General features: G+C 62.5%; 21 protein-coding genes. 16 read left to right on the top strand and 5 right to left on the bottom strand.

Translation table 11 applies throughout. The features are described from left to right. Positions 1-188 precede the first annotated feature (188 nt). From Q4I12_RS03780 to Q4I12_RS03770, 3 genes are all read left to right on the top strand, one after another. The gene (locus tag Q4I12_RS03780; protein WP_168935837.1) at positions 189-1,931 is read left to right on the top strand and encodes an aldehyde ferredoxin oxidoreductase C-terminal domain-containing protein; all 1,743 of its coding nucleotides are present in this window, start codon (positions 189-191) and stop codon (positions 1,929-1,931) included. An 86-nt stretch (positions 1,932-2,017) separates the two neighbouring features. Continuing rightward, the gene (locus tag Q4I12_RS03775) at positions 2,018-2,257 is read left to right on the top strand and encodes a MoaD/ThiS family protein (protein WP_006006681.1); all 240 of its coding nucleotides are present in this window, start codon (positions 2,018-2,020) and stop codon (positions 2,255-2,257) included. Positions 2,258-2,270: 13 nt separating this feature from the next. Then, entirely contained in the window at positions 2,271-3,215 is a 945-nt protein-coding gene (locus tag Q4I12_RS03770) for a HesA/MoeB/ThiF family protein (protein WP_302260633.1), read from the top strand. A gap of 576 nt (positions 3,216-3,791) precedes the next feature. On the opposite strand, the gene Q4I12_RS03765 is transcribed toward Q4I12_RS03770, so the two are convergent. The 3 genes from Q4I12_RS03765 to Q4I12_RS03755 are packed head-to-tail and all read right to left on the bottom strand — an operon-like array spanning position 3,792 to position 7,197. Further along, positions 3,792-5,015 carry a DNA polymerase IV gene (locus Q4I12_RS03765; RefSeq protein WP_302260632.1) on the bottom strand — a complete coding sequence of 408 codons (1,224 nt, stop codon included), beginning with the start codon at positions 5,013-5,015 and terminating at the stop codon, positions 3,792-3,794. 44 nt (positions 5,016-5,059) lie between these two features. Further along, positions 5,060-6,778, bottom strand: coding sequence for a cation:proton antiporter (locus Q4I12_RS03760; RefSeq protein ID WP_204626442.1), 1,719 nt, complete (start codon positions 6,776-6,778; stop codon positions 5,060-5,062). After that, positions 6,775-7,197 (bottom strand): secondary thiamine-phosphate synthase enzyme YjbQ, encoded by a 423-nt coding sequence (locus tag Q4I12_RS03755; protein ID WP_297159036.1) that lies wholly within the window; start codon positions 7,195-7,197, stop codon positions 6,775-6,777. The genes Q4I12_RS03760 and Q4I12_RS03755 overlap by 4 nt, the downstream gene beginning before the upstream one ends. Positions 7,198-7,366: 169 nt before the next feature. On the opposite strand from Q4I12_RS03755, the gene sppA reads away from it, so the two are divergent. After that, on the top strand, positions 7,367-8,455 hold the full coding sequence (sppA, locus tag Q4I12_RS03750) for a signal peptide peptidase SppA (RefSeq protein ID WP_204675116.1): 1,089 nt from the start codon (positions 7,367-7,369) through the stop codon (positions 8,453-8,455). 271 nt (positions 8,456-8,726) lie between these two features. On the opposite strand, the gene Q4I12_RS03745 is transcribed toward sppA, so the two are convergent. Next, positions 8,727-9,497 (bottom strand): TlyA family RNA methyltransferase, encoded by a 771-nt coding sequence (locus Q4I12_RS03745; RefSeq protein ID WP_168935833.1) that lies wholly within the window; start codon positions 9,495-9,497, stop codon positions 8,727-8,729. 459 nt (positions 9,498-9,956) lie between these two features. Here Q4I12_RS03745 and rpmE point away from each other — a divergent pair, with 459 nt between their 5' ends. The 8 genes from rpmE (at position 9,957) to Q4I12_RS03705 (ending at position 20,506) form a co-directional block, all read left to right on the top strand. Continuing rightward, a complete protein-coding gene (gene rpmE, locus Q4I12_RS03740; protein WP_040369638.1) occupies positions 9,957-10,169 on the top strand; it encodes a 50S ribosomal protein L31 in 213 nt (70 codons plus the stop codon). Between the two features lie 129 nt (positions 10,170-10,298). Continuing rightward, positions 10,299-11,285 carry a DUF1385 domain-containing protein gene (locus Q4I12_RS03735; RefSeq protein WP_302260624.1) on the top strand — a complete coding sequence of 329 codons (987 nt, stop codon included), beginning with the start codon at positions 10,299-10,301 and terminating at the stop codon, positions 11,283-11,285. A gap of 36 nt (positions 11,286-11,321) precedes the next feature. Then, entirely contained in the window at positions 11,322-12,392 is a 1,071-nt protein-coding gene (gene prfA / locus Q4I12_RS03730) for a peptide chain release factor 1 (protein ID WP_302260622.1), read from the top strand. 480 nt (positions 12,393-12,872) lie between these two features. Continuing rightward, a protein-coding gene (locus Q4I12_RS03725; protein WP_302259955.1) for an IS1 family transposase occupies positions 12,873-13,567 on the top strand; the annotation gives its coding sequence in 2 pieces (ribosomal slippage) (positions 12,873-13,191 and positions 13,191-13,567; 696 coding nt in all). A 155-nt stretch (positions 13,568-13,722) separates the two neighbouring features. Further along, on the top strand, positions 13,723-15,363 hold the full coding sequence (locus Q4I12_RS03720; protein ID WP_302260620.1) for an FAD-binding protein: 1,641 nt from the start codon (positions 13,723-13,725) through the stop codon (positions 15,361-15,363). Between the two features lie 47 nt (positions 15,364-15,410). Further along, the gene (locus tag Q4I12_RS03715) at positions 15,411-17,096 is read left to right on the top strand and encodes an FAD-dependent oxidoreductase (protein ID WP_302260617.1); all 1,686 of its coding nucleotides are present in this window, start codon (positions 15,411-15,413) and stop codon (positions 17,094-17,096) included. Positions 17,097-17,565: 469 nt separating this feature from the next. Further along, a complete protein-coding gene (locus Q4I12_RS03710; protein WP_302260615.1) occupies positions 17,566-18,864 on the top strand; it encodes an SLC13 family permease in 1,299 nt (432 codons plus the stop codon). 118 nt (positions 18,865-18,982) lie between these two features. Continuing rightward, on the top strand, positions 18,983-20,506 hold the full coding sequence (locus tag Q4I12_RS03705) for an outer membrane homotrimeric porin (RefSeq protein WP_302260613.1): 1,524 nt from the start codon (positions 18,983-18,985) through the stop codon (positions 20,504-20,506). Positions 20,507-20,554: 48 nt separating this feature from the next. Here Q4I12_RS03705 and Q4I12_RS03700 read toward each other — a convergent pair whose 3' ends face one another. Beyond that, positions 20,555-21,439 (bottom strand): LysR family transcriptional regulator, encoded by an 885-nt coding sequence (locus tag Q4I12_RS03700; protein ID WP_302260610.1) that lies wholly within the window; start codon positions 21,437-21,439, stop codon positions 20,555-20,557. 224 nt (positions 21,440-21,663) lie between these two features. Here Q4I12_RS03700 and truB point away from each other — a divergent pair, with 224 nt between their 5' ends. From truB to Q4I12_RS03680, 4 genes are all read left to right on the top strand, one after another. Further along, positions 21,664-22,590, top strand: coding sequence for a tRNA pseudouridine(55) synthase TruB (gene truB / locus Q4I12_RS03695; protein WP_006006655.1), 927 nt, complete (start codon positions 21,664-21,666; stop codon positions 22,588-22,590). Between the two features lie 25 nt (positions 22,591-22,615). Next, entirely contained in the window at positions 22,616-22,885 is a 270-nt protein-coding gene (gene rpsO / locus Q4I12_RS03690) for a 30S ribosomal protein S15 (protein ID WP_040369636.1), read from the top strand. A gap of 171 nt (positions 22,886-23,056) precedes the next feature. Beyond that, positions 23,057-25,309, top strand: coding sequence for a polyribonucleotide nucleotidyltransferase (gene pnp / locus Q4I12_RS03685; protein ID WP_204626447.1), 2,253 nt, complete (start codon positions 23,057-23,059; stop codon positions 25,307-25,309). Between the two features lie 15 nt (positions 25,310-25,324). After that, the gene (locus tag Q4I12_RS03680; protein ID WP_168935828.1) at positions 25,325-26,314 is read left to right on the top strand and encodes a hypothetical protein; all 990 of its coding nucleotides are present in this window, start codon (positions 25,325-25,327) and stop codon (positions 26,312-26,314) included. The last annotated feature ends 127 nt before the right edge of the window (positions 26,315-26,441 follow it).

The raw sequence follows: 26,441 nt of genomic DNA, 5'->3' as shown, positions 1-26,441 counted from the left end.
CCCGGCTGGGTCGCCGGGAAAATGTGGCCTGTGGCCGGAAGCGTGTCCGTTTTGGGGAGGGGCAGGGCCGGAAGCGTGTCTGTTTTTCCGTTTTCTTGACCAAATTTTTTTTGCGGGACTAAGGTGGGTCAAACTGGATGGATGTACTGCTGAACTGCCTTGTTTTGCATCAATCAAAGGAGAGTCTCATGTTCCGTTTCCTGCGGGTCAACATGGCCGCCAAGACCTGTGTGTTTGAAGATATCCCCGAAGAATACGCCGGTCTGGGCGGTCGTGCCCTGACCTCCACCATCGTGGCGCGCGAAGTCAACCCCATCTGTACGCCGCTGGGCCCCCACAACAAGCTGGTGTTCGCTCCCGGCCTGCTGGGCGCCACCAACAGCCCCAACGGCAACCGTATTTCCGTGGGCTGCAAGAGCCCCCTCACCGAAGGCATCAAGGAATCCAACTCCGGCGGTCAGCCCGGCGGCCATCTGGCCAAGCTGGGCATCATGGCCATCATCGTTGAAGACATGGCCACCGAAGGCGAATGGTGGCAGCTGGAACTGAGCAAGGACTCCGCCAAGCTGGTGCCCTCCACCGTGGCCGGCCTCAACAACTTCGACGCCGTCGCCAAACTGGTGGAGACCTACGGCGACAAGTGCAGCTATGTGACCATCGGCCGCGCCGGTGAGTTCAAGCTGACCGCCGCCAGTATCGCTTTCACCGACCGCGAGCTGCGTCCCATGCGTCACGCCGGCCGCGGCGGCGTGGGCGCCGTCATGGGTTCCAAGGGCCTCAAGGCCATCATCATCAACCCCGAGGGCGGCAAGAACCATCCTCTGGCGGATGAAAAGGCCTTCCGCGAAGCTTCCAAGCGCTTCGCCAAGGCTCTGACCGAGCATCCCATCACCGGCAAGGGCCTGGCCGAATACGGCACCGGCGTGCTGGTGAACATCCTGCACGAAGCCGGCGGTCTGCCCACCGCCAACTTCACCGTGGGCCAGTTCGACAAGCACGAAGGCGTGTCCGGCGAGACCATGAACCGCCTGACCAAGGAACGCGGCGGCGAAGGTGCCGTGGCCCACGGCTGCATGAGCGGCTGCATCATCCGCTGCTCCGGCCTGTTCCCCGACAAGCAGGGCAAGTTCCAGAGCAAGTGGCCTGAATACGAGACCCTGTGGTCCTTCGGTCCCCACAGCGGCATCAGCGACATCGACGCCGTGAGCCGCTTCGACTACATGTGCGACGACATCGGTGTGGACACCATCGACGTGGGCGTGGCCGTGGGCGTTGCCATGGCCGGCGGCGGCATCCCCTACGGTGATGCCGAGGCCGTGAAGGCCGCCATGCAGGGCATCAGCGACGGTACCCCCCTGGGCCGCATCATCGGCTGCGGTACCGCCACCACCGGCCGCGTGTTCGGCGTGCGCCGCGTGCCCTGCGTCAAGGGCCAGAGCCTGCCCGCGTACGATCCTCGCGCCGTCAAGGGCGTGGGCGTGACCTACGCCACCACCCCCATGGGCGCCGACCACACCGCCGGTTACGCCGTGACCGCCAACATCCTGAGCTGCGGCGGCAAGGTCGATCCGTTGAAGCCCGAAGGCCAGATCGAACTGTCCCGCAACCTGCAGATCGCCACGGCCTCCGTGGACTCCGTGGGCCTGTGCCTGTTCACCGCCTTCGCCATCCTGGACATCCCGGATGCCCTGGCCGCCATCGTGGACATGCTCAACGCCAAGTACGGCTGGCAGCTGACCGGTGACGACGTGGTCACCCTGGGCCAGCGCATCCTCTCCACCGAAATCGACTTCAACCGTCGTGCCGGCATCACCGAATCCGCCGACCACCTGCCCGATTTCTTCGTGGACGAGCCCGTGGCCCCGCACAACACGACCTTCGACATCTCGCACGAAGAGCTGAAGACGGTCTTCAACTGGATCAAGAAGTAGCATAGACTGAGACCGGGCCCGCCTTTGGGGCGGGCCCGGATCGTCACACTTTTTCTTGACCGGCGGACGCCATCATCGGAGGCAGCATGAGCATACTCGTCAAACTGAGCACGACCCTGCGGGACTATGTACCGGGATATGACCCAGAAGCGGGGATAACGCTTGATGCGCCCGAAGACGCCACGGCTGCCGATGTGGCAAGGATGGTGGGACTGCCGCTGGAAGAGATAAAAATCGTCATGATCAACGGGCGTCAAAAAGAGGTCCAGAGCAAGATATGCGACGGTGCTCGTGTGGCCTTTTTTCCTGCTGTCGGAGGAGGTTAGACGCCCGTTGATCATGACACCCATCACATCGCCATCCCCTGGGGAAGGGGCATGTTCCGCGGCGTTCCCGCCCTGGACTGCGTCCGGGATACGGGAGCGCCTCGGCGCGTTCCTGCACGACGGCTCGCTGGCCTCATGGGCCGGGCCGCATGTGCTGCGCCGGGCTGCGGACGGTACGCCCTTCGTCGGCGGCACTGCCATCCGGCAGCTGGCCGCAGGGGCCGTCCTTCCCGAACGGGAGGTGATGGTCGCGCTCCTGCAAGACGGCATCTGGCCGGAACGCTTCCGTAGAAACTACGGTGTTTTTTCCGCTGATGCAATGGTTCGTCTGTTGCAAACTCGTGTCTTCGTGCTGGGCTGCGGCGGTCTGGGCGGGCATGTGGCCTCCCTGCTGGCGCGGCTGGGTGTGGGGGGCCTGCGCCTGTGCGACAGCGACATCTTTGAGGAGAGCAACCTCAATCGTCAGTATTTCTGCACGGAAAGCACGCTGGGCCAGCCCAAGGCCGTGGCCACGGCGCGCGGTTTGCGCGACATGGCAGGCTATCTGGCCCTGGATGTGCGGCATGTGGAAGCGGATGAAAAAAATTTGCCGGACATGCTGCAAGATGTGGATGTGGCCCTGGATTGTCTGGACGACCTTGCGCTGAAAATGCTATTGGAAGAACGTTCCGCCGCGGCGGGGGTGCCGTTCGTGCACGGCTCCGTGCTGCGGGCCGAGGGTTTCGCACGTGCGGCCCGTTCCGGGCGCCTGCATCTGCGGGAACTCTACGCTTCCGGGCTGACCGGCGAGGAAGCGGGCAGTGCCCGCCACGAAGGCGTCATCGCCACGGCCCCGGCCGGGGTGGCCTGCCTGATGGTCTCCCTGTGCCTGCGCCTGCTGCTGCGGCCCGATGCCGGGGATTCGGCCCTGTTCCATGCCGATCTTTCCGTGCCGGAACTGGAACGCTTTGAATTTTAGCCATTGCGCCCTGCCGGGCATCTTTTTGCGGAGATGGTCTGACAGCGCACACCATATTTCTCCACAGCCGACTACCTGCGCCCGACGCACAGGCGGGCAGGCAGTGCGGGGCTGCCTTGGGGGCGGCCCGGCCGGAAGAATTCTCCTTCTTCCGGCCTTTTTTGTTTTTGTGGGGGAAGGGGCGGGTCGCCTGCGCGGCGGGCGGCAAGGGGCCGGGGGCTCGGCGCCCCCAGGCCCCCTGCACCCCCGTGCCCCGCCTTGGTCCCCAGTGCTGTGACGGCGCGCCGTAGGCGGGGCAGCACAGCGCCTTCGGCGCACGCCGCCCAAGCGGCGCGCTCAATACACGGGACGACAGCCTGTAGGCGGCAAGGATCGCAGTGCACAGGGGCCAGACAGTCCATATGCGTGGAGCAACAGTTACTGGATTCTGGGCCGCTGTGAGATCCTGCAGGCACTCTGCGTCTTATAGGAATGCCCCAGAGAACGACGCATGACAGGCCGTCTCGTCAGGGGCGGCCTGTCTGGTAAAGCGCGCTGGGGAAGGGGAGGGGGAACCCCTCGCCTCAAAACATCATCCTAATCATCCTCGCCATCATCGCGTGGGCGGAACAGGCGGCCGCGCTGGACGGCCTGTTTGCCGAATTTGCCCCGCAGGTTGTCCAGGGCGGCGTCCAGACGGCGGCGCCGGGCCTCCTGCTCGGGGTCGCGGCCCTGTACGCCGCGGAACACGCCGGGCAGCAGCTCCTGGGTGGGGGCGTTGCCGAAACCGGACACGCCCAGGCCGATGAGCCGCACCGGCTGGGGCAGGGCTTCGGCCTCCAGCAGGGCGGTACCGGTCTCGTAGATGGTCTCGGTGCTGTCCGTGGCTTCGGGCAGGGTGCGGGATCGGGTGATCTGACGGAAATCCGCGAATTTGACCTTGAGGGTCACGGTACGGCCGCGCAGGCCGTGACGGCGCAGCGAGGCCCCCACGCGCTCGGCATGGCCGAGGAGCATGGTCTTGAGGAATTCCCGGTCGCGGGTATCGCGGGCAAAGGTGGTCTCGGCGCTCTCGCTCTTGGCCTCGTGTTCGGGCACCACCGGCCGGGGATCGATGCCCCGGGCCCGGGCGTGCAGCTCCCGTCCCCATTTGCCGAAACGCTGTTCCAGAAGCTCCGGGCCGTAGCGGCGCAGCTGCTCCACGCGGCGGATGCCCAGGGCCTCCAGTTCGGCCACCATGCGCCTGCCCACGCCGGGCAGACGGCGCACATCCAGCCCGCCCAGAAAGCTGTCCATGTCGTCCGGGCGCAGGATGTAGATGCCGTCGGGCTTGTTGATGTCCGAACAGATCTTGGCCAGGAACTTGACCGGCGCCGCGCCCACGGAACAGGTCAGGCCGCCGGTGACCTCGCGTACCCGGGCCTTGATGGCCGGGATGAGCTGCTCCACCGGGCCGAACAGACGCTCCAGCCCGGTGGCGTCCAGATAGGCCTCGTCGATGCTGGCCGGTTCCACCAGCGGGGAAAAGTCCTGCAGGGCGGCCATGATGCGGCCGGATATCTCCACATAACGCCGGCGGTTGCCGCGCACGAAGATGGCCTGCGGGCACAGCCGCCGGGCCGTGGTCATGGGCATGGCCGAATGCACGCCGAAGCGCCGCGCCTCATAGGACGCGGTGGAGACCACCCCGCGCGTCTCGCCGCCGATGATGACAGGCTTGCCGCGCCACTCCGGGTGATCCATCTGCTCCACGGAGGCAAAGAAGGCATCCATGTCCAGATGCAGGATGATGCGGGGAAAAGGATCGGACAAAGACCGCATGAGGCATCCTTTGCCGGGCCGCGGTCAAGACGGCCCGGCGTCGATCAGCTTTTTTGCGTCGAGGGGCTCTCGGCGAAGACTTCGCGTACACGTTCCAGTTCCGCCTCCAGGCCGGTACGCCCCACACCCAGATCGTCCAGCAGGAAACGGGACATGCTCAGGGCCACCTCGCGTTCGCCGCTGAAGGCGCCCTCTACGCCCATGCTGCGCAGGCTGTCGGCCTCGCTGGCAAAGGGCGTGTTGACGAAGATGCGCAGATCCGGGTTGATGGCACGGGCGATGGGCACCACTTCCCTGGCCGGGATGGCCGGGGCCGAAAGCAGCAGGGCCTGCGCCTGTGCCAGACCGGCTTCGCGCAGCACTTCGGCCTGGGTGGCGTCGCCGTGGACGGCCGGACGCCCCAGCCCGCGCAGGCGACGGACCGTGTCGATATTGGCTTCCACCACCACCGGCAGCATGCCGTGCGCCCGGACGATACGGCACAGGCTGCGGCCCACGGGGCCAAAGCCCACGACCACCACACGCGGCAGCCCGTCGGCATCGGTCTGCCCGTGCTCCATGCGGGGCAGACGGGCGCCCAGGCCCAGGCGTGCCAGCAGGCGGGCCAGGGCCCCCACGCGCCGGAAGAGCAGCGGATTGAGCGTGATGGAGAGCAGGGCCGCCGGGATGACGGCGTTGCTGATGCTGCTGTCGAACAGGCCGAAGCTGACCCCCATGGCTATGAGGATGAAGGTGAACTCGCCTATCTGCCCCAGCGAAAGGCCAACGGAAACGGCCAGACGCAGCGGCTTGCGGGCCGCGAGGCAGACCAGGAAGGCCAGCAGGGGCTTGAGCAGCACGATGACGCCCAGGGCCAGCAGGAAAAGGGGCCATTGTTCCAGCAGGGCGGCGGGGTCGAAGAGCATGCCCACGGATACGAAGAACAGCACCGCGAAAGCATCACGCAGGGGCAGGGCCTCGGCGGTGGCGCGGGCGCTGAAATCGGACTGGCCCACCACCATGCCCGCCAGGAAGGCCCCGAAGGCCATGGAAGCGTCGAAGAACAGGGCCGACCCCACGGCGATGCCCAATGCCAGTACGATGACCGCCAGCGTGAACAGGTCGCGGGTGCCCGTACGCGCCACATAGCCCAGCAGGGCGGGGATCAGGCGCTGCCCGGCCACGAGGGTGAAGACCGTGAGCGCGCCCAGCTTGAGCAGGGTTTTGCCCAGTATCCACCAGATATTGCCTTCTCCGGCGCCCAGGACAACGGGCAGGAGCACCAGCAGCAGGATGGTGAACAGATCCTCCACCACCAGCCAGCCCAGGGCCACATGGCCGGTAGGGGTATGCAGCACATGGTTGTCGGCCAGGACGCGGGTGAGCACCACCGTGCTGGCCACGGAGACCGACATGCCGAAGACCGCGCCCGCCCAGAGGGAAAAGCCCCAGAACTGGAGCAGGAACATGCAGGACAGTGTCGTGAGCGTGATCTGCACTGCGGCCCCGCCCAGAGCGATGCCGCGTACGGCCAGCAGGTCCTTGAGATGGAAATGCAGGCCCACGCCGAACATGAGCAGGATGATGCCGATCTCGGCCAGTTGCGAGGCCAGCCCCGCATCGGCCACGAAGCCCGGCGAATGCGGCCCCACCAGGATGCCCGCCAGCAGGTAGCCTACCAGGGGCGACAAACGGAGCTTCTGGGTCACGAAGCCCAGGACGAGGGCTGCCCCCAGACCTCCGGTGAGGGTCAGGATCAGGGAAATGTCGTGCGGCATGCTCATGGGCGCGTGCTGTCCTCACCGGGGAGCCACTGGGCCCAGAGCGTGCGCTGCCGTGGGCCGTCGCCTTCGCACAGATAGATGGACTGCCAGCGGCCCAGCTGCAGCTGGCCGTCCTCCACGATGAGCATCAGGCTGGGGCCGTGCAGGGTGGTCTTGATGTGGGCGTCGCTGTTGCCTTCGGCATGGTCGAAATCAGCGTCCTGCGGCACCATGGCGCTGAAAAAGCGCACCATGTCGCGGCGGACGTCGGGGTCCGCCCCTTCGTTGATGGTCAGGCCGCAGGTGGTGTGCGGCGAGAAAAGCAGCAGGGCACCGTTGCGGCGGCCCTGCTGGCGGCCGCGGGCCACCAGTTCCCGGACCTGGGCGGTGATGTCGCGCATTTCGCAGCGGCTGCGCGTGGCCACGGACAATGTCTCCATGATGGCTCCTTGTTTTTCCTGTTGGATGGGCTTAGGGTCGGGACGCATTCCCCGCCTGCCGCACGGCACGTTCCGGTGCGTCGCGGGCGGCGTGTCCTTGGAGCCTGTCCCGCTGGGGCAGGGGCCGCACTTTGGCGGCCATCCCGGCATCTTTTACCCGAACACTCCCATGCAAATCAATGATCCCGAACGTACCCGGCAGGCTGCGCCCGAGCTGCGTCTGGATGCTCCCGGAGCCGACGACTTCACGGAACATCCCCTGAGCATGAACGGCGAGGCCCCGGCCGGCAAAAGCGTCCGCAACGGCAAGGGCGCCCCGGCGGCTCCTTCCTTCTCCTGCTCCACGTCCTGCCCGCTTTCGCATGTGCCGCAAAAGGCCTGGCTGCACCTTTTCCGGGTGCCTTTCCGCAAACGTCATCCCGTGATCTTCTGGGGCCTGCTGATCCTGCTGCTGGGCGGCATCGCGGCCTTCATGGTCTCCCAGGCCACCGGTCTGGGCAGCGAGCGCATCGCCCTGGTGCGCGTGACCGGCCCCATCATGGACATCGACGCCCAGCTGCGCTGGATCGACAAACTGGGCCGCATGCCCGGCGTCAAGGGCGTGCTGGTGCGCGTGGATTCCCCCGGCGGCGGTGCCGCCGCCTCGCAGGAACTGTATGAGGCCCTGGCCCGTCTGGGCAAGGACAAGCCCATCGCCGTCAGCATGGGCAGCACGGCGGCCTCCGGCGGCCTGATGGTCAGCATGGCGGGCAAGCGCGTCTTCGCCAATGCCTCCACCGTGACCGGCTCCATCGGCGTGCGCATGGACATCCCCCAGATCCGGGGCCTGCTGGACAAGCTGGGCCTTGGCCGCCAGACCCTGACCACCGCCCCCTACAAGGACGCCGGTTCCATGCTGGAGCCGCTTACCGCGGAAGAAAAGGCCTATTTCCAGGGCGTGCTCAAGGACATGCACGAGCAGTTCGTGGACATCGTGGCCCAGGGCCGTCATATGGATCGCGCCCGCGCCGCGCGTCTGGCCACGGGCAAGATCTTCACCGGCCGCGAAGCCGTGGAGCTGGGCCTTGTGGACGAGCTGGGCGGCCAGCAGGCCGCGCACCGCTGGCTGGCCGATGTCTGCAAGGTGCCCGTGGACCAGCCCCTGCTGACGCCCCCCAGCGAAGACGAATGGTGGGAAAAGAGCCTCAAGACCTGGTTCGGCCTTGATGCCGATGCCCTGCTGGGGCGCGAGACTCCGGCCTTCCTGTACAGCTTTTAGGAAAGCCATGCCGGTGGGACGGTCTTACAGGATTGATGCCTGCCGCCGGTAGCCCGGTAAATATAAAAAGCCCTGTCTTCAACGAAGGCAGGGCTTTTTATCGTTTGTAGCGGTCGTCATGGAGCCTTGCTGATGCCGGAGGGCGGCCCCTGCTTTCCCCATTCTCCAATAAAACGCGCTGGGGAAGAGGAGGGGAGCTTGAGGGGAGGGGGAACCCCTCTGCTAGCGCGAGAGGGGTTCCCCCTCCCCTCACCCCCCCTCACGGCTCCGGTCAGGGCCGGGCGAAGAGGGCCATATATTCCTGGTTGCCCTTGGGGCCCTTGATGGCGGCGGGCAGCACGCCCCGGCTCTCCAGGTGCAGGTTCTCGGTGCAGAAGCGGACGATCTTGTCCACGGCGCGCTGGCGGGCGGCCTCGTCGCGCACGACGCCCTTGACGGTCTCGCCGGGGCCCAGTTCGAACTGCGGCTTGATGAGCACGGCGGCCAGACCGCCGGGCTTGAGCCAGGTCATGCAGGGCGGCAGGATGAGCGTCAGGGAGATGAAGGACACGTCGGCCACCACCAGGTCCACGGGCTCGGGGATGAGCTCGGGCGCGGCGGCGCGCAGGTTGACGCCTTCCAGATTGATGACGCGCTCGTCGGCACGCAGCTTCTCGTGCAGCTGGTTCTTGCCCACGTCCACGGCGTAGACGCGCGTGGCGCCGTGCTGGAGCAGACAGTCCGTGAAACCGCCGGTGGAGGCACCGGCATCAAGACAGACCATGCCGCTCACGTCGAGCTTGAAATTGTCCAGGATGGTCAGCAGCTTGTAGGCGCCGCGACTGACGAAGCGCTCCTGCCCCAGCAGCTCGAAGACCGTGCCCTCGGGATAGGGATGCCCGGGCTTGTCCACCTTTTGGGGCGGGGCGCCGGGGGGCAGTCCTTCGGAGGAGAGCGCCACCTTGCCGGCCATGATGAGACGGCGGGCCTGTTCACGGCTTTCGGCCAGGCCCTGCATGAAGACCAGTTGATCCGCGCGCTGGCGGGCGATTTTTGCACACATGGCCGCACTGTAGCCTGTCGGCCCGGCGCTGGCAACCGGCCCCGGGCGGAGGGGGCAGACCGGGGCCCGCCGACATGGGCGGGGCGTATCCGTTTTTCGGTGGAGATTACCGGCGTGGGCCCCGTGTGACGGGATCGGCGGTGGAGGTCCCTGCCCCGTATCTTCGTCCGGATGGCCGGCCATCTTGCCCCGGATGCCCTCCCGGATGCGCCTGCCGGGGCACGGCCTTCGCCTGCTGTCCGCTGTCCGCAGCAAACGTCCTTATCTTCGGGCCCCTGCCGTGACGGGCGGCCCGGCCTTGCCCGGAGCGGGAAAAAACTCCGGGAAAACGTCCTTCCGCCGGGGCAGGGGACTTGCCAAAGCTGCGTTTATGGGCTATTGATTTGGGCCCTGATGCGCAAAAGCCGCGCAGAAGACGACTATTGACGGCATATGCCGTTGCCATACGAGGTAAGGATCATGAAGAAAGATATCCATCCCAAGGTGTTCAACGCCACCATTACCTGCGCTTGCGGTAATCAGGAACAGGTGCTCTCCACGAAGGGCGAAGAAGTGCACGTCGAAGTGTGCTCCGCCTGCCATCCCTTCTTCACCGGCAAGCAGCGCTTCCTGGATACGGCCGGCCGTATCGACCGCTTCCGCAAGAAGTACGCCAAATTTGAAAAGAAGTAGGCGCTGCCGCGCAAGCGGTGTGCTGCCCCGCGTCTGCTGGACGCGAACGTTATCCCACCTCTGGCGGAGGCGTTGGAATCTTTGGTTTCACGCTCCCGCCGGAGGCTTGGCGTTTTTTTGAGGGAGTCTATGCGCCTGTCCCGTCTTGTTTCCCTGATGCTGACGGCCGGCTGCCCCACCGTGGGCGGACAGGCCGTTCTGGAAGGCGTCATGATGCGCAATGGTGACGCCTACGCGCTGGCCCTGCGCCGTCCCAACGGCGAGATCGTGGCCCGGCGCATGCCCTGGTTCTCGCTGACACGGCATCCCTGGCTGAAAAAGCCTTTCGTGCGCGGCTTTCCCGTGCTCATCGAGACCCTGGTCAACGGCATCAAGGCGCTCAACCGTTCCGCGGAACATCAGGCCGAAGGCACCGAGGAAGAGCTCAAGGGCTGGCATCTGGTGCTGACCCTGCTGCTTTCCCTGGCCATGGCCGTGGGCCTGTTCGTGGTCGTGCCGCACCTGCTGTCGCTGCTCATGCAGTGGCTGGAGCTGGGCGGCGGGGTGGAAGGGCTCACCTTCCATCTGTGGGACGGCCTGTTCAAGTGCCTGATCTTCATGGGCTATATCTGGGCCATCTCCTTCGTGCCCGATATCCGGCGCGTGTTCCAGTACCATGGCGCGGAGCACAAGGTCATCCATGCCTTCGAAGCCGGGGGCGATGTGGACGCCGCCACGGCGGCCCGCATGAGCCGACTGCATCCCCGCTGCGGCACCACGTTCCTGCTGTTCGTCATCAGCATCTCCATCATCCTGCATGCGGTGCTGGTGCCCCTGCTGCTGTTCATCTACTGCCCGGAAGGGGCGGTGGCCAAGCAGGCATTGACCATCGTGTTCAAACTGCTGCTCATGGTGCCCATCAGCGCGCTGGCCTATGAGCTTATCCGTTACGCTGCCCGCATGCCCGACGGCTTCATGGCCACGCTGCTGCGGGCCCCCGGCCTGACCCTGCAGCGCATGACCACGGCCGAGCCCGACGAGCGCCAGCTCGACGTGGCGGTGGTGGCCCTGCGCGAAGCCCTGGGCGCCCAGGCGGGCGACAATATCATCACGGCTCCCTACCGGCGCGACGCCTAGTCGCCCCGGCGGGGCCATACATTTTCTGGAGTTCGCATGTTTGCCAAGCTGGAAGGTCTTGAAAAAAAGTATATGGAGCTTGAACAGGCGCTTGCCCAGCCTGACGTCTACAACGACCAGGATCAGTACCGCAAGCTGACCAAGGCGCATGCGGACCTGCGCGACGTGGTGGAGCTGTTCCGCCGTCATCGCAGCCTCACGCAGGAACTGGAAGAGAACAAGCAGCTCCTGCACGACAGCGATCTGGACATCAAGGCCATGGCGCAGGAAGAGATCGCCGCCGCCGAAGCCGAGCTGCCCGAGCTGGAGCACAAGATCAAGGTGCTGCTGCTGCCCAAGGACCCGCTGGACGAAAAGAACACCATCCTTGAAATCCGCGCCGGTACCGGCGGTGAAGAAGCGGCCCTGTTCGCCGCCGACCTTTTCCGCATGTACACCCGCTATGCCGAGATCAAGGGCTGGAAGGTGGAGATCATGAGCGAATCCCCTTCCGACAGCGGCGGCTACAAGGAAATCATCTGCCTCATCTCCGGTGACCGCGTGTACAGCCACCTCAAGTTCGAGGCCGGTACCCACCGCGTGCAGCGCGTGCCCGCCACCGAGACCCAGGGCCGCATCCATACTTCCGCCGCCACCGTGGCCGTGATGCCCGAAGCCGAGGAAGTGGACGTGGAGATCCGCCCCGAAGACCTGCGCATCGACATCTACCGCGCCTCCGGTGCCGGCGGCCAGCACGTCAACAAGACCGAGTCCGCCGTGCGCATCACCCACATCCCCACCGGTACCGTGGTGACCTGCCAGGACGAACGTTCGCAGCACAAGAACAAGGCCCGCGCCATGAAGGTGCTGGCCTCCCGTATCCTGGCCGCCGAGCGCGAGCGCCAGAACAACGAGCTTTCCGCCGACCGCAAGGCCCAGGTGGGCTCCGGTGACCGCTCCGAGCGCATCCGTACCTACAACTTCCCCCAGGGCCGCTGCACCGACCACCGCATCAACCTGACCCTGTACTCTCTGGACCGCATCATGGAAGGCGAAGTCGAGCCCCTGTTCGAGGCTCTGGCCACCGCCGCCCAGACCGAGGCCCTCAAGGCCGAGGCCGAAGCCTAGGCCCGCAGACGATTTTCCGAAAAGAGAGGACGGCCCGTCGGATGCTTTCCGGCGGGCCGTTTTTTTTTAGGCAGACAGCGTGCCGGGGCTGTCCCGGCGTATCGGGATGCCGGATGGCTGCTGCGAATGTCCGGTCTAGCGGCAGATACCGAGGCCGAAGCCCATAGTTTTTTTACAGCACCGCAAGACGGGTCGGGAGAATCCCCGGCCCGTCTTTTTTGTACCTGACGGCAGCGGGAACTTTCCCGTCGCCACATCCTCTCTGTCTTTTCCTGCACGAGCCTTTTGGTCATCCCGCGGACACATTGGACCTTTCTCCGTATGGCGGATGTATGCTCCACCCTAAAGCATGCATTGTCGCTAGTTTCCGGCCGGTCGCCCCTGTGCCGGACCGTGCTTTTTTGCCAGCTAATATATTCTTTTTTGGAGAGTATTGCATAAAGAATGTTATAATGGTATACTCCAGTTAAGGAGTTCTTTATGCAATACTGTCCAAAATGTGCGTCAGAGCGGATTGTGAAGAATGGAAGACACTTGGAGCGTCAGAGATTTCGCTGCAAAGACTGCGGTTTTCAATTTACCCGTGACACTCCCAGAGGACGACCGGCAACGGAAAAGGCAATGGCCATCCTGCTTTATACTTTGGGCCTTTCGTTTAATGCCATAGCACGTATTTATGGAGTTGCAACATCGACCGTCATGCGTTGGGTCCGGGATTTCGCTGAAAAAACTTATGAAAAGCCTTCTCCTGGGGAAGCTGTCATCATAGAACTTGATGAGATGTGGCACTATTTGCATTCAAAAAAAACAAACTATGGCTCTGGAAAGCTTATTGTCGCGATACCGGTCAACTCATTGACTGGGAATGTGGCAATCGTGACCAAAGCACTCTTGCAAGATTGATGGCAAGGCTTCGCCGTTGGTCTGTCTGGTTCTTCTGTACCGACAACTGGAAAGTATATCCACGGGAAATACCCGAGGACGACCTCATTCAAGGAAAACGGGGAACCGTGCGAATTGAACGAAATAATGCCCGCCAAAGACACTGGTTTGCCCGTTTCAAACGTAAATCTCAGGTGGTTTCAAGGTCCTTGCGAATGGTTGATCTCACAATATCTCTCTTTGCCAGATTTCATGTGAACGGGCAAAGAGAAGATATTTTATCATTCTTTTAGCAATACTCTCCTTTTTTGATATGCAAAATAGATTTTTAAAGTATTTTATAGAATGGATAAAAACTACTAGTGAAAAAAAATACGAAGTGACCGGAAGCGGGGCGACCCCTCCGGAGAAAGATATTCTTTGCGGGCAACCGCCATAGGAGAAGTGGATGGATAGCGAACGCAAGATCGTGACCCTGGAAACCGACCTGCTCGTCCTTGGTACCGGTGCAGCCGGCTGCGGAGCGGCTCTGGCCGCCCGTCGGGCGGGCATCCGCACACTGATGGTGGACAAGGGCAAGTTGGAAAGCTCCGGCTGTCTGGGCGGCGGCAACGACCATTTTCTGGCAGTGTTGGGGACAAACGACCCGGATGACACTGTGGATGACCTGGTCCGTTTCTATCTCAAACCGTGCAGCGGTTTCAGCGAGAGCATGTTGCGGGGCTGGGGCAGGACCATGCCTCTGATGGTGAACTTTCTCGAAGGGCTGGGCGTAAAGCTGCTGCATCGTGCTGATGGCGGCTATCTGCGTACGGCCGGTCGCGGTGAACCGGCCTGGCACATCAACATTGCAGAAGGCCAGCGTATTAAGCGTCTTGTGGCCGGGCACCTTCGTTCCCTTGGGACGGATGTACTGGACCATGTGATGATCACCCGCCTGCTGGTCCGTGATGGCCGGGCAGCCGGGGCCGTTGGGTACAATGTGCTGGATGGTACCTGTTACGTCATCTCGGCGGCAGCGGTGATCATGGCGCTGGGCAACAGCTGCAACCGCGCTACCGCCAACTCTACAGGCAATCCCTACAATACCTGGCACAGTCCCTTCAACACTGGCAGCCAGTACGTGCTGGCCTACGAGGCCGGTGCCACCATCATCAACATGGATCTCAAGCAGCAGGCCACCCTGGTACCCAAGGGCTTCGGCTGTGCGGGCATGAACGGCATCAACGGCGCCGGCGCTCACGAACTCAACGCCCTGGGCGAGCGCTTCATGCCCAAGTATCACCCCCAGATGGAAAACTGTCCTCGCCAGTTCCAGATCGGCGGCACGTATCAGGAACAGATCGAGGGGAATGGCCCGCCATTCGTTATGGAGATGCGCCATATCGACGCCGAGACTCTGCACCACCTGCAGTATGTGCTCATGCCCGGCGACAAGGCGACGTTCCTGGATTATTGCGAGCAGCGTGGTGTGGATTTTGCCAAGGCGCCCATGGAAGTGGAGATCGGCGAGATCGAGTTCAGCGGCATGCTGGCCACGGACGATGCGTTCATGAGCAGTCTGCCCGGTCTCTACAACGGCTGTGTGTTCTATACGTTCTCCGGTTCCATGTGCAGCGGTTATCTGGCTGGCGAATCGGCCGCCGCAAACTTAGGCACGGCTCCAGGGCTGAAGGGGCTGGAGGACGAGATTGAGCATGAATGCGAACGGATCTTCACGCCCCTGACACCGCTGGAAGATGCTGTGCCCCAGGCCATGTTCGAATCTTCGGTACGCCAGGTCATGTCGTACTACATGGGATTCGTGCGCAACGAGAAGGGGATTGACGTAGCTTTGGAGCGCCTGGCCTTCCTGTCCGGCTATGCGGACAAGGTCCGTGCGGGCAACATGCATGAGCTCATGATGGCCCACGAGGCACTGCATTTGTTGGAAAGCTGTCGTCTGTCCACGCTCTGTACCCGGGAACGGAAAGAGAGCGGGCGCAGTATCTACCGTCGTAGCGACTACCCTGAAAAGGATCCCGCCTACGAAAAGATCCTTGCCGTCCGCAAGGGCACGGCAGGGCCTGAGGTGTTCTGGCTGCAGTAGCAGGCCACGGACGGAGTTGCATTCACAGCCAACAACAAGGAAAAGTCATGCCTCCCATTTATAGCAAGGAATGGAAAAAAGCCGTCGTCAACATGCGCGGCAGCATCCGGCAGAATCGTACGTCCCCCTGTGAGATCACCTGCCCTGCTGGCAACAACATCCAGCGCATGCACAGCCTTCTGGCCGAAGGCCGCGTGGATGAGGCCCTGCTGTCCCTGCATGCCAAGAATCCTTTTCCCGGCATCACCGGTCGGGTCTGCCCGCATCCCTGCGAAGGCAAGTGCAACCGCTGCGGCTACGATGAGGCCGTGGCCATCCACAGTCTGGAGCGTTACGCAGCGGATAATGGTCATGCCCCCAGACTGCGTCCTCTGCCCGATTCGGGCAAGCGGGTGGCCGTCATTGGTGCCGGACCTGCCGGTCTGACCGCGGCTTGTTTTGCCCGCCTGTTGGGCCATGAGGTCAGCGTCTACGAAGGCTCGGCCGTCATGGGCGGTCTGATGCGACACTCCATCCCGGATTTCCGTCTGCCTAAGGATGTAGTGGACCGCGAGACCGGGGCCGTGGCGGATCTTGGCGTGCGCGTGCATACCAATGTGCAGGTGGGGCGCGACATCTCCCTGCAGGATCTGCTGGACAGCCATGATGCCTGTGTGCTGGCCGTAGGCCTGTGGAAGGAACGCTTGCTGGATATCCCGGGCAAGGAACATCTGCAGCCTGCTGTAAGCTGGATGAAGCGCTCCACGCTGGAGCGCCGCAGCCTGGAAGGTCAGGATGTGGTCATCCTGGGTGGCGGCGGGGTTGCTTTCGACTGTGCCTTCACGGCCCGTCGCCTGGGGGCTGCCAGTGTACGCATGGTTTGCCTGGAGGCCGAAGGAGCCATGCATGCCCCTGAAGCGGAAGTGCTCCAGGCCCGCGATGAAGGCATCAGCATTGCCAACAGCATGCAGAGCACTGCGGTCACCTGTTTGGCCGACGGCATGCTCCAGGTCACGGCCAGACCCATATCGTCATTTTCCTTCGATGCCGCCGGTGAGCTCCATACGGAAGTTGCTGCCGGGGCAGAAGCGACATTTACCGCCCATTTGGTCATTTGCGCCAGTGGTCTGCAGGCTGACCTGACGGCTCTGGCCGGTCTGGACGTCACCCTGACGCCCCGTGGCTGCGTGGCTGTCGATGCTGCGGGCATGACGAGCATCCGCGGGCTGTTTGCCGCTGGTGACGTGGCCACCGGGCCTGGTCTCGTCTCGTCGGCCATCGGCAGCGGCCGGAACGTGGCGCTGGGCCTGCATGCCTATCTTACCGGCCTTCCTGCCGATAGCAATATCGATGCCTGGTTCGAGGATGACGGCAGCATGGCTCTGGCTGTGCGTCCGGCCCTAGATGCTGCCCATGTGGTGGAGCTGGAAGAGATCATGCATGTGGATTACCACCCGCATGCGCCCCGGGCTGTGGTCCCGGCCAGTGAAGCCCGGCCCCGTCTGGCCTTTGCCGAGCTGGAAGGCGGCCTGCCGGACAAGGCAGCCCGTAGCGAAGCCGGACGTTGCCTCCATTGCGGGCACTGCATCTCCTGCGGTTCGTGTGTGGAGAGCTGCCCCGGCCATATCCTGACCATGACGGAGGATGGGCCTGCTGTGGCCTATCCCGAACAGTGTTGGCATTGCGGTTGCTGCCGCATCGCCTGCAGCACCGGTTCCGTGGCCTATCGCTTCCCGTTGACCATGATGCTGTAGCAATTGCCTGTCCCCGTACCCTGAGCACGGTACGGGGACAGAAAATGCAGGGATCGCGGGTCGGAGAAGCATGGAGCAAGACCACGGATACTGCGATGGGCAGCCGTGTCCGGATTTGCCGCATTAAAAAACGATGGTGAAAGATCGTCCCGGCTGTGGCTGGTTCTGATCGCCCTGCCTGCATATCCCTGTTGACGGTGAAGTCTCGGACACAGCCATCTGCATGTCCTTCTGGTTTTTTCCACATGGCCAGGCAGAAACATATCTGAGGATCCCCTTGAAGGGGAGACTTCCCGTTTACGCCCCTGCTCAAGAATACATTCCAGACCGTCACTCTTGCACCGGATGGATTGAAAGCTGTTCCAGGAAAGAGTGCATTAGCCGTGCTTCCCGTGATCGATTCCGTCATAGGGAAACAGCGGCATGATACTGCAAAAATAAAAGTGCCTGTTCAATCTGGAGTAGAGCGATGAGCGCAGAAATGCTGTTTTTGATATCCCTTGTACTGGCCCTTGTCCTTGGGTTCCTGTTCAAAACGAATATCGGCTACTTTGCTTTGACGTTTGCATTCGTGAACGGTGTATTCATCTATGATATGTCGGTAAAAAAAGTTGCTGGACTATGGCCGATATATCTATTTTTGATGCTGTTCATCGTCACGGCATTTTATGGCTTCGCCATATCGAACGGGACTCTCGTTAAGCTGGCGGAGAAAATCATTTACAGTAGTCGAAACAGACCGGCATTGTTGCCCATTGTTCTGTTTTTCATCTGCATGATGTTTGCCGGTACTGGCGCAGGGGCACCTGCAACATTTGCATTCCTGTCTCCCCTGGTGATGACGATCTGTATAAAATCGAAGATTTCCAGGGTGCTGGCTACGGTACTTATCTTCTGTGGCTCGACCATCGGCTCCCAGTTTCCCTTCAGTGTCGGCGGCATAATCATCCAGCAGGTAGCTGAGAATAGCGGTTTCCATAATGAAGGCATGGCCATGTGCATGAACGTGCTCATGAATTCCCTGGTAACCATGTCCATATTTTTTGTCATCGCTTACTTTGTTACAGGTGGCCACAGAACAAAGAAAGTGGAGATCGACAAGCCTGAGCCTTTTACTGAAGTCCAGAAAAAGACACTGTGGATAGTTGGCCTGGTCTTTCTCTGCACTGTTATCCCCGCCATGCTCAAGGTTACCATGCCTGATGTCGCGGCAGTCAAAAAAGTCGCCTCCTTTTGCGACATCACCGTCATCTGCACCATAGGCATCATACTGTGCAGCATTTGCAGGGTGGCCAAGGAAAAAGATGCCATAGGCAAGGTGCCATTTTCTATCATAATCATGATCTGTGCCATGGGCACGCTGATCGGTACGGCTGTTTCTGGCGGCCTTGTCAGCAGTCTTTCCTCGTGGGTGCAGGTCAATGTGACCAGTGCCGCGGCCCCCTATATCCTGCTGGCGGCGGCCTGCACCATGAGCTTCTTTGTTGCCACGCTTGGTGTGGTTATTCCCACGCTGGCCCTGCTGGTCGCTCCCCTTGCCTCCAGTACGGGGGTCGCGCCCATCATCCTGTTCTCGCTGATCTCGGTAGGTGGGTTCTACACTGGCTCTTCCCCCTTCTCTACCTGTGGCGCGATGGCCCTTGCAGGGCTTGAGGACCAGCGCGAGGCTGATGTCCTGTTTAAGAAATTGCTGTTTCTGCCTGTGGCTGGGCTCGTATGGCTGGAATTCTGTCTGTATACGGGACTGTTGCGGAACTGGATCGGATAATCAGGCCCCGTGCCGGAGGATATCACGCAACAATGCTGCCCTCCGGTGGAAAAAGCTTCCCGATGACTTTTACACGACAGGTCCCCTGCAGATGCAGGGGGCCTCATGAGGGACCGCCATGAACAGGATACTGTCTTTGCTGTGCCTGCTGACCCTGGCGCTCTGTCATCCCTTTACGGCCCAGGCCGTGGACTTCAAGGTGAAGGGACAGTGGCAGTTTGCCTTTAGCGCAGGTGACAACAATCTGGTAGATACTGTCGGTGACCGCAAGGCTGACAGTGAAGATACCTTCCATGCACGGCAGCGTCTGCGTCTGCAGATGGATGCGGTGGCTTCACCGGCTCTTTCAGGAACGGTTTTTTTTGAGATAGGCCAGCTCATGTGGGGCAACGACAGCAGTGGTGCTGCCCTGGGCGCAGACCAGACAGTGGTCAAGGTGCGCCAGGCCTATACGGACTGGGCCGTACCGGGCATGCCGTTACGGGTTCGCATGGGTATCCAGAACATCAATCTGCCCAAAAAAGCTGGTGGTGGTATGGTCATGGACAATATGGACGCTGCCGCCGTGACAGCCTCCTGGTGTTTCAATGATGCTGTGTCCCTGACCGGTCTGTGGGTCCGTCCCTTTAATGACAATGCCACTGCCGCCAACGGTGACGGTACGAGCTCCTATCTGGACAACATGGACTTGTTCGCCCTGATTCTGCCGGTGAGGCAGGATGGGTGGGATATGTCGCCGTGGGTCATGTTCGGCCTGCGGGGCAAAAATACGTTCCCCAGTACCGCCGACGGCCGTGCCGTGAAGATATGGAAGGACGGCATGCCCCACTATACGCTAAGCAGCGATCCTTTTGGGGGAGCTCATCTGGTGGGGGATACGGACAAGGCGTGGGGCAGCATGTTCTGGGCCGGTCTGCCTGTGGGGATCAGCGCCTTTGCACCTTGGAATTTCGAGCTGGACATCAACTATGGCTATGTGGAGGCCATGGGCCGCTATGACATACCCGTGCGCGGCGGGCAACGCATGGACAGGGCCAGTACCCGGCGCGAGGGATGGCTGGCCATGGCTTTGGCAGAATACCGGCTGGACTGGGGCACTCCCGGCATTTTCGGCTGGTATGCTTCGGGGGATGACGGCAGCCTGAAGAACGGTTCCGAACGCATGCCGTCCATCGATCCCTGGAGCAAGTTCACCAGCTTCATGGGCGCGGCCAATCCCTATCCTACAGGGTACAACGATCTGGGCAGCAACTATGCCGGCACCTGGGGCATCGGCGTACGCCTGAAAGACATATCGTTTTTGCCCGACCTCAAGCATATCCTGCGAGTGGCCTACTGGAACGGCACCAACAGCACCGGAATGGTCAAGTATGCACAAGCCCGTGATGCCTGGAACTACGGATTCGACAGCAATCCCAACAAGGCAGGCATGTACCTGACCACGGCTGACCACCTGCTGGAATTCAATCTCGACAGCTACTGGAAAGTGTACGAGAACCTGACGGCGGGCCTGGAGCTGGGCTATATCGTCAACGGGTTCGACAAGGATACCTGGCAGAAGGACGGACGTGACTGGCTGGGGCCTTCCATGAGCCGTCAGGACGCCTGGCACGCCACGCTCTATTTTGGCTATAGCTTCTGAGTTTGACCGTTTCTGCCGTCTGCTGTCGGAGCGACCGGCCGCAGGCGGTCAGAAACGGGCCGCAAAACAGTCCATGACCTTTTGGGCCAGAAGGCTTGTATAAGCATTCTCAAGGCTGATCAGGGCAGGGGCCAGAGTAAGGTCTGCCACATCTAGCCTGGCTGCAGGGAACTCATTGGGCGGGAGCCGCTCGAGTTCGTATTCATTAAGGATGGCCACGGCAGGGAAGCCTTCCTGCAGAAGAGCCTGCAGGAAGCTGGAATCCTGAGTCTCCAATACGACATGGGCCTGTCTGTTCTGCCTCTGGAAGGCCTTCATGAGAACGGCGTTAATGCCTGCACTGTCCCGGCGGTGCTGTACGATCAGCGGCAGCCCGGCCAGGTCTTCAACACCTATGATCCCGGCTCGGGGCCGGGGCATGCCCTTGCCGAAAACCGCATAGTAGGGTTTTGCCTGCAGGCTGCGGATAGCATAGTTCCTTCCCTTGACCGGAAGGAGGACGAGAGCAAAATCCAGATGGCTTTCCTGCAGATGGCGTTCCAGGGACTGGTTGTCCATGATCCAGACGCGGAATTGCAGGCGGGGATGGCTTTTGCCGAGGTCGGAGATGACATGGGCGGCCATCTGGCGGCAGGGTGGGCAGACTCCCAGTTTGATCCGGCCGTGGAGCTCGCCTGCGATGCTGGCTATATCGTTTTTTACCCCTTCCATGTAGGAAAGGATGAACTGGGCCTTGCGGTAGAGCATCCTGCCTTCCGGCGTCACCTGCCAGGCTTTGCCTTGCCGGTGGATGAGGGTCACGCCCAGCTCGTCTTCCAGCTCTTTAAGACGCATGCTGAGGGGCGGCTGTGAGATGTGGAGAGACTGGGCCGCCTTGCTTATCTGCCCTTTTTCGATGATGGCACAGAAATATTCCAGACGCTTCAGGTCCATGTAGGTCTCCTTGCCGTACTGCCGCCACGGGCAGATGGATGCTCTTGCTCCCGGTGACTATAGACAGGCAATGGGAACGATGCAAACGGCACGGGAACGTCTGTCTGGCCGGCAAGAATCTGGGGAAATCGCTTGACCTTTGGCCCGCAACAGGCTATTGCCTGCCGCCATATGCCTGCGCTTTTGACTTCATGCCGCAGGCTTGCTATCATTATTTTTTGCGTATGACCGAACAGACTTCCACCGCCGCACGCAAACCGGCACCGCTGCCCCAGCTGGACGGCGTCCTGGTGCTCAACAAGCCTTCCGGCCCCACGTCGGCCCGCTGCCTCTCGGCGCTCAAGCGCCTGGGCCAGCGCAAGATCGGCCACGCGGGCACCCTGGACCCCATGGCTTCCGGCGTGCTGCTGGTGCTGCTGGGACAGGGCACCAAGATCGCCTCGCATCTTCTGGCCGACGGCGGCAAGGTCTACAGCGGCCAGTTGCGCCTGGGCCTCACCACCGATACCTGGGACATCCAGGGCGAGGTGCTGACGGAATCCCCGTGGCAGCAGGTGACCGAAGCCGATGTGCGCGCCGAGGTGGCCCACTGGCTGACCCTGCACGAGCAGGAAGTGCCCGCCTATTCCGCGGCCAAGCACGAGGGCCAGTCCCTCTACAAGCTGGCGCGCAAGGGCAAGGAAGTGCCCAAAAAGGTCAAAAGCATGGAAATTTCGCAAGCGGACGTGCTCGAGGTCGAGCTGCCGTTTGTACGCTTTCGGGTCGCATGCAGTTCCGGCACCTATATACGCTCCCTGGCCCACAGCTTGGGGATGCGACTGGGATGCGGAGCCGTGCTCACGGAACTGACCCGGGAGTACAGTCACCCCTTCGGTCTCGAAGTGGCCTGCGGACTGGACGAACTGTCGGCCGATCCGGGCCTGCTGGTGAAGCACCTGCGCCCCCTTGCCGAGGCGCTGCCCCACTGGCCGGTGCTGGAGCTGGACGAAGCCGCCGAGGCCCGCATCCGTAACGGCATGGCCATCCCCTGCCGCGACGATGTGGGCGACAAGGCGCTTTTGCAGCGTCAGGGCATGCCCCTGGCTCTGGCCCGCCGTTCCGAAACGCCCCAGGGTCCCTGCTGGACCGTGCTGAGGGGCCTCTGGAATTAACTTACATCCGTAAAGGAGAACTGCTGTGGCTATGGACGCTGAACAGAAGAAAGTGGTTATCGACGCTCACGCCAAACACGAAGGCGACACCGGCTCCCCGGAAGTGCAGGTGGCCCTGCTGACCGCCCGCATCGAAGGCCTGACCGGTCACTTCAAGGTGCACAAGAAGGACTTCCACTCCCGCACCGGTCTGCTGAAGCTGGTTGGCCAGCGCCGCAAGCTGCTGAACTACCTGAAGAAGAAGGACATTCAGCGTTACCGTGCGCTGATCGCCAAGCTCGGCCTGCGCAAGTAATTACGATGGTTTGAGAGGGGGGGCCAAGCCCCCCCTTTTTGCAATCTCGCCTCACGACAACATTTAGCAGGAAGGGGGGTCCGGGAAGACCGGGCAGCACCCGTGGCCCAGGGCCGCACAGCGGGGCGCTGTTGCCCGCTTTTGCCGGAATCCCCTTCATACGAGGTCCACATGAACCAGGATATCTTCAATCCTACCCGCGTCACGGCTACCGTGGGCGGCAAGGAAATCATTTTCGAGACCGGCCGTCTGGCCAACCAGGCCCACGGCGCCGTCTGGGTGCAGTGCGGCGGCACGGTGGTGCTGGTGACCGTCTGCTCCCAGGCTCTGGAGTTCGACAAGGGCTTCTTCCCCCTCACCGTGGAATATTCCGAAAAGATGTACGCCGCCGGCCGTATCCCCGGCAGCTTCTTCCGCCGCGAGATCGGCCGTCCCTCCGAGCGTGAGACCCTGGTCTCCCGCCTCATCGACCGTCCCATCCGTCCCCTGTTCCCCAAGGGCCTGAACGAAGACGTGCAGGTGCTGGCCAGCGTCATCTCCGCCGACCAGGAGAACGAGTCCGACGTGCTGGCCCTGACCGGCGCTTCCGCCGCCGTCATGCTCTCGCCCCTGCCGTTCGAAGGCCCTGTGGCCGGTGGCCGCATCGGTCGCATCGACGGCCAGTTCGTGCTCAACCCCACCTTTGAAGAGCAGGAGCGCAGCGACCTGAACATCGTGTTTGCCGCTTCCCGCGATGCCCTGACCATGGTGGAAGGCGAAGCCACCTTCGTGCCCGAAGACGTCATCATCGACGCGCTGGAATGGGGCCGCAAGGAGATCCAGCCGCTCATCGACGCCCAGCTCAAGCTGCGCGAACTGGCCGGCAAGGAAAAGATGCCCTTCACCCCCCATCAGGACGATCCGGTACTGGTGGCCCGCGTGCAGGAACTGGCCCGCGAGGCCGGCATCGAAGAAGCCCTGCGCGTGCCCGAAAAGCTGGCCCGCAAGGACGCCCGCAAGGCCGTCAAGGACAAGGTCATGGAAGCCCTGCTCAATGACCCCGCCTGGGCCGAGAGCGAAGCCCTGAAGGAAGTGGGCGAGATCATCGGCGACCTGGAAAAGAAGATCGTGCGTGCCCGCATCGTCAACGAAGGCGTGCGCATCGACGGCCGCGATACCAAGACCGTGCGCCCCATCCAGATTCAGACCAGCGTGCTGCCCCGCGCCCACGGTTCGGCCATCTTCCGCCGCGGCGAGACCAAGTCCCTGGTGGTGACCACCCTGGGCTCCTCCACCGATGAACAGCGCATGGACAGCCTGAGCGGCGACGTGACCAAGCGCTTCATGCTGCATTACAACTTCCCGCCCTTCAGCGTGGGCGAAGTGAAGCCCGTGCGCGTCTCCCGTCGCGAGATCGGCCACGGCGCCCTGGCCGAGAAGTCCCTGCGTCCCGTCATGCCGGCCGACGCCGACTTCCCCTTCACCGTGCGCGTGGTCTCCGAGACCGTGGAATCCAACGGCTCCTCTTCCATGGCTGCCGTGTGCGGCGGCTGCCTCTCCCTCATGGATGCCGGTATCCCCATCAGCGCCCCTGTGGCCGGTGTGGCCATGGGCCTGATCAAGGAAGGCGACAAGTTCATCGTGCTCACCGACATCCTGGGCGATGAAGACGCCCTGGGCGATATGGACTTCAAGATCGCCGGTACCGCCGAAGGCGTCACCGGCGTGCAGATGGACATCAAGATCACCGGCCTGACCACCGACATCATGCGCCAGGCCATGCAGCAGGCCCACGAAGGCCGCCTGCACATCCTGGCCGAGATGGCCAAGGCCCTGCCCGAGCCGCGCAAGGAACTGTCGCGCTACGCTCCCCAGCATGCCGAGATCTTCGTCAATCCTGACATCATCCGTCTGATCATCGGCCCCGGCGGCAAGAACATCAAGGCCATCACCACCGCCACCGGCGCCTCCGTGGACATCGAAGATTCCGGCCGCGTGTCCATCTTCGCCCCCACGGCCGACGCCCTGGAAAAGGCCCGCGAGATGGTCACCTACTATGACCAGCGTCCCGAACTGGGCAAGAACTACACCGCCAAGGTCAAGAAGATCATGGAGATCGGTGCCATCGTCGAAGTGCTGCCCAACGTGGAAGCCCTGGTGCATGTCTCCCAGCTGGACGTGAACCGCGTGGAACAGCCCGGCGATGTGGCCCGTCTGGGCGAAGACATGGTGGTCAAGGTCATCGAGATCAACGGTGACCGCATCCGCGCCAGCCGCAAGGCTGTGCTGCTGGAAGAACAGGGCCATCCCTGGAACCCCGAAGAGACCGCCCGTCCCCAGCGCGATCGCGGTGACCGCGGCAATCGTGGTGACCGTGGCGATCGTGGCGGCCGTCGTGAACGCGGCGACCGTGGCGACCGTGGCGGCAGGGGCGACCGTCGTTAATCGGAGGCACGAGCCATGACCAAGAAGAGCAAGGCCGAACAGGTCGAAGAAAAAGTGCAGGACGCTGCTCCCGCTGCCGAACAGGCGGAACAGATGGAAGGCGCCGACGCTGCCCGTCAGCCCTCGGAAGAAGAGCTGAAGGCCATGCTGCGCGGCGAGAACCGCCAGCATGACGAGGCCCTGGGCGATGCCTGGGCCGTGCTGCTGGGCCAGAACCCCATGGCCGTCATGCCGCAGGTGGTGGGCACGGTGCTGCACGATGGCGGCACCCGCCCCGCCTGGCAGTGGAAGCGCAGCGGCAAGGATTACGTGCTCATGGCCTGGCCCAAGGACCAGCCGTCGCGTGCTGCCGTGCTCATGCAGGCTGACGAAGGGGAAAAGTTCAAGCCCCTGTCCGCCGTGCCTTTCCTGGAAGGCCTGCCCAATGACCTGACCGTGGAAGACATCCATCCCTGGAGCCAGGGGGGCGGTGCCAACGTGGCCGTGAGCATGATCGAGGGCAAGAACCCCATGTGGTTCTATGATCCCCTGTATCTGCGCGACAAGGATGACCTGACCCCCGGCGTCACCCAGACCTTCCTGCTGTCCGGTCTGGCCATCGCCCTGCGCAAGGCCCTGCTGGATGACGTGAACATCACCCAGGGCCCCCAGTACGAAGCCTGGGCCGCCCAGTGGCTGGCCGAGAACCCCGGCAAGACCCGCCTGGACGTGCCGCCCCTGAAGATCTCCATGACCGGCCGTCAGCTCATCATGCCCGGCCGCCGCTTTGCCGAATACCAGGTGCGCACCAAGGTGGAGCGCGTGGACGACGTGAAGCTGGAAAAAATGGACATCAAGGTCCTGTACGTGCGCTTCCCCTTCGACCAGCGTCCGGACATGGTGCTGCCCATCTACGCCAGCAAGATGGTCCTGCGGGATTACGATCCCCAGGAAGGCGATGAAGTGGATGCCTATGTCTGGCTGCAGGGCCGTGTCATCGACATGGATGAAAGCCCTGCGCAATAATCCTGCACCCCAGGAACTGATGAAGGCGCCCTGCTGCAAGGCAGGGCGCCTTTTTTATATGCTTCGTGAGGTTCCTGGAAACTGTGATATGGTCAGAAAAATCCATATATTCCAGTGGTCCTGGGGT

Origin of the sequence: Desulfovibrio piger (genome assembly GCF_951793255.1) — a bacterium.
Classification (GTDB): domain Bacteria; phylum Desulfobacterota; class Desulfovibrionia; order Desulfovibrionales; family Desulfovibrionaceae; genus Desulfovibrio.
The sequence above is the reverse complement of the archived record's forward strand: the minus strand, read 5'-3'. Positions and strand labels throughout refer to the sequence as shown.

Coding starts and splice junctions, on each gene's coding strand:
- Q4I12_RS03780 (WP_168935837.1), top strand. CDS start 189: ATGTTCCGTTTCCTGCGGGTCAACATGGCCGCCAAGACCTGTGTGTTT.
- Q4I12_RS03775 (WP_006006681.1), top strand. CDS start 2,018: ATGAGCATACTCGTCAAACTGAGCACGACCCTGCGGGACTATGTACCG.
- Q4I12_RS03770 (WP_302260633.1), top strand. CDS start 2,271: ATGACACCCATCACATCGCCATCCCCTGGGGAAGGGGCATGTTCCGCG.
- Q4I12_RS03765 (WP_302260632.1), bottom strand. CDS start 5,015: ATGCGGTCTTTGTCCGATCCTTTTCCCCGCATCATCCTGCATCTGGAC.
- Q4I12_RS03760 (WP_204626442.1), bottom strand. CDS start 6,778: ATGAGCATGCCGCACGACATTTCCCTGATCCTGACCCTCACCGGAGGT.
- Q4I12_RS03755 (WP_297159036.1), bottom strand. CDS start 7,197: ATGGAGACATTGTCCGTGGCCACGCGCAGCCGCTGCGAAATGCGCGAC.
- sppA (WP_204675116.1), top strand. CDS start 7,367: ATGCAAATCAATGATCCCGAACGTACCCGGCAGGCTGCGCCCGAGCTG.
- Q4I12_RS03745 (WP_168935833.1), bottom strand. CDS start 9,497: ATGTGTGCAAAAATCGCCCGCCAGCGCGCGGATCAACTGGTCTTCATG.
- rpmE (WP_040369638.1), top strand. CDS start 9,957: ATGAAGAAAGATATCCATCCCAAGGTGTTCAACGCCACCATTACCTGC.
- Q4I12_RS03735 (WP_302260624.1), top strand. CDS start 10,299: ATGCGCCTGTCCCGTCTTGTTTCCCTGATGCTGACGGCCGGCTGCCCC.
- prfA (WP_302260622.1), top strand. CDS start 11,322: ATGTTTGCCAAGCTGGAAGGTCTTGAAAAAAAGTATATGGAGCTTGAA.
- Q4I12_RS03720 (WP_302260620.1), top strand. CDS start 13,723: ATGGATAGCGAACGCAAGATCGTGACCCTGGAAACCGACCTGCTCGTC.
- Q4I12_RS03715 (WP_302260617.1), top strand. CDS start 15,411: ATGCCTCCCATTTATAGCAAGGAATGGAAAAAAGCCGTCGTCAACATG.
- Q4I12_RS03710 (WP_302260615.1), top strand. CDS start 17,566: ATGAGCGCAGAAATGCTGTTTTTGATATCCCTTGTACTGGCCCTTGTC.
- Q4I12_RS03705 (WP_302260613.1), top strand. CDS start 18,983: ATGAACAGGATACTGTCTTTGCTGTGCCTGCTGACCCTGGCGCTCTGT.
- Q4I12_RS03700 (WP_302260610.1), bottom strand. CDS start 21,439: ATGGACCTGAAGCGTCTGGAATATTTCTGTGCCATCATCGAAAAAGGG.
- truB (WP_006006655.1), top strand. CDS start 21,664: ATGACCGAACAGACTTCCACCGCCGCACGCAAACCGGCACCGCTGCCC.
- pnp (WP_204626447.1), top strand. CDS start 23,057: ATGAACCAGGATATCTTCAATCCTACCCGCGTCACGGCTACCGTGGGC.
- Q4I12_RS03680 (WP_168935828.1), top strand. CDS start 25,325: ATGACCAAGAAGAGCAAGGCCGAACAGGTCGAAGAAAAAGTGCAGGAC.